Raw genomic sequence first — 7,879 nt, 5'->3', positions numbered from 1 at the left:
CCCCCCGCCACGACGCCTCCGCGGCCGCGACGGATCCGCCGACCACCGCGGCGGGCAACCCCCGGACCGTGCGACCGGCGGTGTCGACCAGGCCGAGCTGGCGGGTCAGGTCCGCGCCGCGGTCGATCACCCGCAGAACGAACTTCCGGGCCGGCTTGCCGCCGGATCCCCCGATCGGGTGGATCTCGCAGGGGACCGAGAACAGCGAGTCGAGTTCCCCGGACAGTCGGTCGGCGATCTCGCCCGAATCGACCTCCGCCTCGATCACGAGGCGTCCCGAGAGGACCTGGAGGGTGCCCGCGAACCGCAGGAGCGAGGCGATCTCCGCCTTCCTGGTCTCGGAGTTGCCCACCGGCACCCTCACCAGTTCGGACTTGACCTGTGCGGTCAGTGACACGCCCTGCTCCTTCGTTCTCCGGTCATTCATCGGCCCCCGCCGTCACCGTGGCGGCGAGCGCCCGGGCGAGCAGTGCGGGGTCGTGTACGGGTCTCATCGTCCCATCCGATGTCGTCCTGGCGATGTCCGCCACCATGACCCGCGCGCCGAGGCCCGCCGCGGCGCGGTCGAGGTGCTCGCGTTCGGTCCCGCTGAGCGGCATCCGGGGGTCCACCAGGACCACGTCGACGTCGACCTCGGGCGCGTGTTGGCGCAGGACGTGGAGGTGCTGCTCGGCGGAGAACCCGGCGGTCTCCCCGTGTTGCGGCGCCAGGTTGAGGACGAGCGCCCGGGTCGCGGACGTGCGGGCCAGAGCGGACGCGATCTCCGGCACCAGCACGTTCGGGATGACACTGGTGAACCACGATCCCGGTCCCAGGACGACCATGTCCGCGGCCTCGATGGCCTCGACGACGCCCTCCGCCACGGGCGGGTCGGCGGGGATGAGGCGAACCCGACGCACGCTGCCGGGCGTGGTGGCCACCGCGACCTGGCCGATGATCGTACGCACGACCCGGGGGTCGGCCTCCAGGCCGACGACCTCCGCGGCGATGTCGAGGGCGACCGGTGACATGGGGAGCACGCGCCCGGTCACCCCGAGCATCGACGCGACGGCGTCGAGCGCCTCGACGGGGTCCCCGAGCAGTTCCCAGAATCCCGCGAAGACGAGGTTCCCCACGGCGTGGCCCGCCAGTGCCCCGGTCCCTCCGTAGCGGTGCTGGAACAGACTGGTCAGCTGCTGGTGCTGGTCGTCGTCGGCCGCGAGCGCGCACAGCGCCATCCGGAGGTCTCCGGGGGGCAGGATGTCGAGCTCGCGCCGGAGACGCCCCGAGGAGCCGCCGTCGTCGGCCACGGTCACCACCGCGGTCACGTGGTCGGCCACCATCCGCCCGGCACGCAGGGTCGCCGACAACCCGTGCCCTCCCCCGAGGGCGACGAGTGATCCCATCCGGCCGGATCCGCCGACCGTGGCCTGGCCGGTCACGCGATCACTCTCGTCCGAGGTCACGGTGCCGGACGTGGACATTGACGGAGTCGAGGCCGGCGAGCCGCCCGGCCAGTGATTCGGCGATCGCCACGCTCCGGTGTTTGCCGCCGGTGCACCCGACCGCGATGGTCATGTACCGCTTACCCTCCCGCCGGTACCCGGTCATCGCGAGACCGATCATCGACACCGCGGCGCGCAGGTACTCCTCGATCGACTGGTCCGCGAGCACGTAGTCCTGGACGGGCTTCTCGCGGCCGGTGTGCGCCTGCAGCTCCGGGATCCAGTGCGGATTGGGCAGGAACCGCATGTCCAGCAGCATGTCCACATCCACCGGCACCCCGTACTTGAAGCCGAAGGACTCGACGGTGAGGTGGAAGTCGAACCCCAGGTCACCGAACGGCTTCTCGAGCCGGTGCCGGAGGTCGTGCACGCTCAGCGAGGTGGTGTCGACCACGACGTCGGCGCGGCCACGGATCCCCTCCAGCACCCTCCGTTCCCGCTGGATACCGTCGATCAGCCCGTCGCCCGACTGCAACGGGTGGGACCGCCGGACGTTGTTGAAGCGTTTGACCAGGGCCTCGTCGGAGGCGTCCAGGAAGAGGATCCTCGCCTGCGGGCGGCCGTCGAAGCGGCCCAGCAGTTCGCCGATGTGCTCGTCGAAACCCAGGCTGCGGACGTCCGCCACGATCGCCAACCTCTTGGGTTCCTCCTCCGTCTCGCCGAGGCGATCCACCAGTTCCCCGATGAACTTCAACGGGAGGTTGTCCACGACGTACCAGCCGAACTCCTCGAGCACCTTCGACGCCGTGCCCTTGCCCGCACCGGACATCCCGCAGATGAGCAGGAGCTCTCGGCCCTCATCGTTCATGTCCATGGTTCACCTCGAGTCGCTCGTTCCGCCATCGTCGACCGCACTCTCCGAGTCTCCCACGTCGGCGCCGGACCCGTCCGGACCCGGTGTGTCGGCGGGTGCCACATCCGCCGCCGGTGCCGCCGCCTCATCCGCCGCCTCATCCGCCCCCGGTGCCGCCGCCGCGTCCTGGGATCCCAGGGTGGCCCGGATCGCGGCCGCCACCCCGGGGCCGATCCCGGGGACCGCACAGAGGTCCTCGATCCCGGCCGCCCGGAGAGCGGACACGGTGGGGAACGTCTCCAGCAGTGCGGCGCGGCGTGCGGGTCCGAGCCCGGGTACCTCGTCGAGGACCGACGTCGTCATCCGTTTTGACCTGGCCCCCCGGTGCGCGCGGATCGCGAAGCGGTGTGCCTCGTCGCGCAGACGCTGGAGGAGGAACAGACCCTCGCCGTGCCGGGGGAAGATGACCGGGTACTCCTCCCCGGGCAACCAGATCTCCTCGAGCCGCTTGGCGATCCCGATCACCGGGACATCGGTGACACCGAGCTCGGACAGGACCTCGGCGGCGGCCTCCACCTGGGGCCGACCGCCGTCCACCACGAAGAGCTGGGGAGGGTAGGCGAATCGGCGGGTCGGAGTGGACCTGCCCGCCCCCGCGTCGTCGGGCTCGGCCCGGTCGTCGACGGGGCCGTCGGTGTCATCCGGGGTCACCGCCGGCTCCTCGTGGTGCCGCCGGAACCGTCGGCGGGTCACCTCGGCGATACTCGCGACGTCGTCGGAGTGACCGTCGCCGGCCGCCTCGCGGATCCGGTAGAGGCGGTAGTCGCTCTTGCGGGGCAGCCCGTCCTCGAACACCACCAGTGAGGCCATGACGTCGGTGCCCTGGGTGTGCGAGATGTCCACGCACTCGATCCGGAGCGGCGCCGTGTCGAGGTCCAGGGTCTCCTGGATCTCCTGCAGCGCGGCCGACCGCGCGGTCAGGTCACCGCTGCGGCGCAGTTTGTGCTGGGTCAGGGCCTCCACCGCGTTGCGCCGGACCGTCTCGGCCAGCGAGCGCTTGTCGCCGCGCCGGGGAATCCGCAGCGACACACGTGATCCGCGCAGGGTGGAGAGCCAGTCGGCGAGCTCGTCCGCGTCCTCGGGGAGGGCCGGGACCAGCACCTCCCGTGGCACCGCGGCGGCGAGATCGGCGCCCGATTCGGCGGCCCCGGCCAGGTCGGCCTCCCCTCCGTAGAACTGGGCGAGGTAGTCCGAGACGACACCGGGGACCGCGAGCGCCGGGTCGAACCGGCCGTCGGCGTCCACACCGTGCGCGTGCTCGACCACCCATCCGCGCTGGCCCCGGATGCGCCCGTTGCGGACGTGGAAGACCTGGACGGAGACCTCCAACTCGTCGGCCTCGACGCCCACGACGTCGGCGTCGGTACCGTCTCCCAGGACCACGGCCTGCTTCTCCATGGCCCGCCTCATCGCGCCGAGATCGTCCCGCAGCCGGGCCGCGCGCTCGAAATCCAGGTCCTCGGACGCCTCGAGCATCCGCTTCTCGATCCGCTTCATGATGACGTCGGTCCGGCCGGCGAGGAAGTCGCAGAGTTCGTCGACTATCTCGCGGTGCTCGTCCGCGGTCACCCGACCGATACACGGGGCGGCGCACTTGTCGATGTAGCCGAGCAGGCAGGGGCGGCCGAGCTGGGCCTGCCGTCTGAACACCCCGGCCGAACACGACCGCACGGGGAACACCCGTTGGAGGGTGTCGAGCGTGTCCCGGATCGCCCACGCGTGGGAGTAGGGACCGAAGTAGCGGGTCCCCGCCCGTCGCGGCCCCCGGTAGACGAATGCGCGCGGGAACTCCTCCCCCACCGTCACCGCCAGGAGCGGGTAGGTCTTGTCATCCCGGTACCGCACGTTGAAGCGGGGGTCGTACTTCTTGATCCACGTGTACTCCAGCTGGAGTGCCTCCACCTCGGTGGAGACGACGGTCCACTGGACGCCCGCCGCCGCGGTGACCATCTGTCTGGTGCGTGGGTGGAGCAGGGTGAGGTCGGCGAAGTACGACCCGACCCGGCTGCGGAGGTTCTTGGCCTTGCCCACGTAGATGACGCGGCCCTGGGCGTCGCGGAACCGGTAGACCCCCGGTTCCGTGGGGATGGAACCGGGGGCTGGGCGGTAGGTCCGCGGGTCGGCCACGACGCCTCAGCGGTCGGCGACGGTTTCGGGATCGGCGGCCGAGGGCTTGTACCGGCGGACCGTCTCCCGCATGGTGCCCATGGCCTCGACCGCGTCCTGACCGTCGACGGTGAGGATGGCCCAGACGCCGACGTGCTCGTAGGCCGGTAGTTCGAGCCGGGGCCACATGCTCGACCGGGGGAACGTGATCCCCACGACGTCCTGCCAGTCCCAGAGCCGCGAACGCAGTGGTCCGCGGACCTCGACCCCCTGCTCGCCCACCCGCACCCTGATCCGGAGGAGGGTGAGCAGGACGCCGGCGAAGATCAGACCGATCGCCACGAAGGCGAGCTGGTCGGCGATCCCGATGGTGACCCCGGTGTCGTCGCGGACCAGCACGACAGCCCAGACGACGTGGGCGAGGACGGTCAGGATCGCCAGCGCGATCACGGCGATCCGGAGTCGTCGTGGACGGTGCTCGAAGTCCCAGTGGTCGAGATCCGGGCGCTCGAGGTCCGAACGCCCGGTCATCGTCCGGCCCGCAGGTCGCGCAGGGTGACGGCCGCCCGCAGGGCGGCGGCGACCGCCTCCCCGCCCTTGTCCTCGGTGGCGCCCTCGTGCCCGTCACGGTCGCGGGCCTGGGCCTCGTTCTCGGTGGTGAGGACCCCGTGGGCGACCGGCGTGGCCTCGTCGAGCGCGATCCGGGTCAGGCCGTCGGTCACCGAGCCGCACACGTAGTCGAAGTGCGGGGTCGAGCCCCGGATGACCACCCCGAGGGCCACCACGGCGTCGTGTGACCTGGCGAGTTCCTGGGCGACCACCGGGAGCTCCACGGCTCCCGTGACACGGGCGACGGTGACCACCGCGCCGGAGGTCTCGGCCACCGCGAGGGCCCGGTCCATCAGTTGCGCGCAGATCTCGTCGTGCCAGGTGGAGGCCACCACGCCCAGCCGCAGCCCGCGGGCGTCGGGGATCACCAATTCCGGCCTACCGGTGCCGCTCATCGCCGATCCTCTCCGTTGGTGTCCGGGTCGATCCCGTCGTCCAGGCCCTCGAGCAGGTGGCCCATCCGGTCCCGCTTGGTCCGCAGGTACCGGAGGTTCTCCGGGGTCACCGCGGTGGGCATGGGGACCCGCGCCACCACCTCGACCCCGCCGGCACGGAGGGCGTCGGCCTTGGCGGGGTTGTTGGTCATCAGCCGCACGCGCGTCACCCCGAGATCGCGCAGCATCTGCGCGGCCAGGCTGAAGTCCCTGGCATCGGCGGGCAGTCCGAGGTCGAGGTTCGCGTCCACCGTGTCGCGGCCGTCGTCCTGAAGCTGATAGGCGCGGAGCTTCTGCACCAGGCCGATCCCCCGGCCCTCGTGACCGCGCATGTAGAGGACCACCCCGCGCCCCTCCTCGCACACCGAGGCGACGGCCGCGTCCAGTTGCGGACCGCAATCGCAGCGCAGCGAGTGGAAGACGTCCCCGGTGAGGCACTCGGAGTGGATGCGGACCGACACGGGCTCGTCGCCCGAGATGTCGCCGGCGACCATGGCCACGTGCTCGACCCCCTGGAGGACGTCGCGGTACCCGTGGGCGGTCATCGTGCCGGCCGGGGTCGGGATGCGGGCGGCGGCCTCGTGGATCACCTGCACCTCGTGCGCCCGCCGCCAGTCCTGCAGGGCCTCGATCGTGATCAGCGCGAGCCCGTGCTCGTCGGCGAAGCGCCGCAGTTCCGGGGTCCGGGCCATGGTGGTCGGATCGTCCTCGGACACGATCTCGCAGATCACCCCGGCGGGCCGCAGGCCGGCCAGGCGGGCGAGGTCCACCGCGGATTCCGTGTGACCCGGCCGGGTCAGCACCCCGCCGGGACGCGCGCGCAGCGGCACCACGTGACCCGGGCGGGTGAAGTCCCCGGGGACGGCTTCGGTGGAGGCCAGCATCCGGGCGGTGCGGGCGCGGTCTGCGGCCGAGATCCCGGTCGAGACTCCGGTACGGGCGTCCACGGTCACCGTGTAGGCGGTGTCGTGCCGGTCCTCGTTGATCGCCCGCATCGGCGGCAGATCCAGGCGGAGGCAGTCCTCGGCCTCGAGCGCGACGCAGACGTACCCCGACGAGTAACGCACGAGGAAGCCCATGAGCTCGGGGGTCGCGAGCTCGGCGGCGAAGATCAGGTCGCCCTCGTTCTCCCGGTCCTCGCTGTCCACCACGACCACGGCTCGTCCCGCCGCGATGTCGGCGATGGCGCGGTCGATGCCGTCGAAGGTGGTCACTGCTGCGGGTTCTCCTCGGTACTCATCAAACCCGGGCGTCGGCCGCGGGCACGGCCACAAGTATGGCGCATCCGGTCACCGGGACCGGCCACCGCGTCCACCGAGGAGACGCTCCACGTACTTGGCCAGCACATCGACCTCGAGGTTGACCGCGTCCCCCGGGGTCAGGCGGCCGAGGATCGTGTCCTCCAGCGTGGTGGGGATGAGCGAGACCTCGAACCACGGTTCGGTCTGGTCGAGCGCACTGACCGCCGACACGGTGAGAGAGGTGCCCGACACCGTGATCGACCCCTTCTCCACCACGTAACGGGCCAGGTCCTGCGGCAACGAGATGCGCACCACGTGCCACTGGTCGTGCTCGGTCCTGCTGATCACCGCGCCGGTCCCGTCGACGTGCCCCTGGACGATGTGACCCCCGAACCGCGCGTCCGCCCGCATCGCCCGCTCCAGGTTCACCGGGTCCCCGGGGCTCAGCGCACCCAGGGCGGTGCGGTCCAGGGTCTCGGCCATGACGTCGGCGTCGAATCCCTCTCCGGCGGTGAACTCCGTGACGGTGAGGCAGACGCCGTTGACGGAGATCGACTCCCCGTGACGGGCGTCCGACGTGACGAGGGGTCCGCGGATCCGCAGTCGCGCGGAGTCCCCGACGGTCTCGACCGATTCCAGCGTGCCGAGTTCCTCGACGATTCCGGTGAACATCAGTGTGGTCCTCTCGTGGATGTAATCATGCGGTGCGCCTGGTCACGCGGTGCGTCTGGTCATGCGGAGGTAGACGTCACGACCCAGGGTCGCGTTCTCGCGCACCTCGAAGCCGTGGGCGTCGGTGAGCGTGCCGACCCCGGCACCCTGGACGGCGGACCGACCGTCTCCCAGCACGATCGGGGCGAGGTAGGCCTCGACCTCGTCGACGAGCCCGGCGGCGAGGAACGCCCCGGCCAGACGGGGGCCGCCCTCGACCAGGACGTGCTGGACGTCGCCGAGCATCGCGAGCGCCTCCGCGGGATCGCGGGTGGCCAGGTGCCTGAACCGGCCGTCGGAACCCCGCACGGCGGCGTCCGGGGGCACCGGGGTCAGTCCCATCACCGCCCGGAGTGGTTGCCGATCCGTGGGCGCCCCGTCGTCGGACCGGGCGGTGAGCGAGGGGTCGTCGGCGGCGCGGGTCCCCGAACCGACGACGAC

9 protein-coding genes are annotated in these 7,879 nt (G+C 71.6%); all 9 read right to left on the bottom strand.

Annotated elements, in window-relative coordinates:
* Nucleotides 1-397 (bottom strand): DNA-binding protein WhiA (whiA, locus tag G6028_RS07170; RefSeq protein ID WP_182658457.1); only part of this gene is annotated, 397 nt, incomplete at its 3' end.
* Nucleotides 398-419: 22 nt separating this feature from the next.
* Nucleotides 420-1,385 carry a gluconeogenesis factor YvcK family protein gene (locus tag G6028_RS07165; protein ID WP_182658458.1) on the bottom strand — a complete coding sequence of 322 codons (966 nt, stop codon included), beginning with the start codon at nucleotides 1,383-1,385 and terminating at the stop codon, nucleotides 420-422.
* A gap of 40 nt (nucleotides 1,386-1,425) precedes the next feature.
* Entirely contained in the window at nucleotides 1,426-2,298 is an 873-nt protein-coding gene (gene rapZ / locus G6028_RS07160; RefSeq protein ID WP_182658456.1) for an RNase adapter RapZ, read from the bottom strand.
* Between the two features lie 3 nt (nucleotides 2,299-2,301).
* Nucleotides 2,302-4,464: an excinuclease ABC subunit UvrC gene (gene uvrC, locus G6028_RS07155; protein ID WP_182658455.1), complete on the bottom strand. Its 2,163-nt coding sequence runs from the start codon at nucleotides 4,462-4,464 to the stop codon at nucleotides 2,302-2,304.
* A 6-nt stretch (nucleotides 4,465-4,470) separates the two neighbouring features.
* Nucleotides 4,471-4,974, bottom strand: a complete 504-nt coding sequence (locus tag G6028_RS07150; protein WP_182609492.1) for a PH domain-containing protein — start codon at nucleotides 4,972-4,974, stop codon at nucleotides 4,471-4,473.
* Complete coding sequence (gene ribH, locus G6028_RS07145; protein WP_179525336.1) at nucleotides 4,971-5,447, bottom strand: 6,7-dimethyl-8-ribityllumazine synthase; 477 nt, start codon at nucleotides 5,445-5,447, stop codon at nucleotides 4,971-4,973. Before ribH ends, G6028_RS07150 begins: the two co-directional genes overlap by 4 nt.
* Nucleotides 5,444-6,700, bottom strand: a complete 1,257-nt coding sequence (locus G6028_RS07140; protein ID WP_182609493.1) for a bifunctional 3,4-dihydroxy-2-butanone-4-phosphate synthase/GTP cyclohydrolase II — start codon at nucleotides 6,698-6,700, stop codon at nucleotides 5,444-5,446. Before G6028_RS07140 ends, ribH begins: the two co-directional genes overlap by 4 nt.
* A gap of 75 nt (nucleotides 6,701-6,775) precedes the next feature.
* The gene (locus G6028_RS07135; protein WP_182617907.1) at nucleotides 6,776-7,399 is read right to left on the bottom strand and encodes a riboflavin synthase; all 624 of its coding nucleotides are present in this window, start codon (nucleotides 7,397-7,399) and stop codon (nucleotides 6,776-6,778) included.
* A gap of 42 nt (nucleotides 7,400-7,441) precedes the next feature.
* The coding region (locus G6028_RS07130) for a RibD family protein (protein ID WP_182658454.1) at nucleotides 7,442-7,879 on the bottom strand (438 nt) is incomplete at its 5' end.

Origin of the sequence: Dietzia cercidiphylli, from assembly GCF_014145145.1 — a bacterium.
Classification (GTDB): Bacteria; Actinomycetota; Actinomycetes; order Mycobacteriales; family Mycobacteriaceae; genus Dietzia; species Dietzia natronolimnaea.
Note: the sequence above shows the minus strand (reverse complement) of the source record. Positions and strands in the feature narration are given on the sequence as shown.

Excerpts from the sequence above, each read along its gene's own strand:
- G6028_RS07165 (WP_182658458.1), bottom strand. The coding sequence starts at position 1,385 with ATGGGATCACTCGTCGCCCTCGGGGGAGGGCACGGGTTGTCGGCGACC.
- rapZ (WP_182658456.1), bottom strand. The coding sequence starts at position 2,298 with ATGGACATGAACGATGAGGGCCGAGAGCTCCTGCTCATCTGCGGGATG.
- G6028_RS07150 (WP_182609492.1), bottom strand. The coding sequence starts at position 4,974 with ATGACCGGGCGTTCGGACCTCGAGCGCCCGGATCTCGACCACTGGGAC.
- ribH (WP_179525336.1), bottom strand. The coding sequence starts at position 5,447 with ATGAGCGGCACCGGTAGGCCGGAATTGGTGATCCCCGACGCCCGCGGG.
- G6028_RS07135 (WP_182617907.1), bottom strand. The coding sequence starts at position 7,399 with ATGTTCACCGGAATCGTCGAGGAACTCGGCACGCTGGAATCGGTCGAG.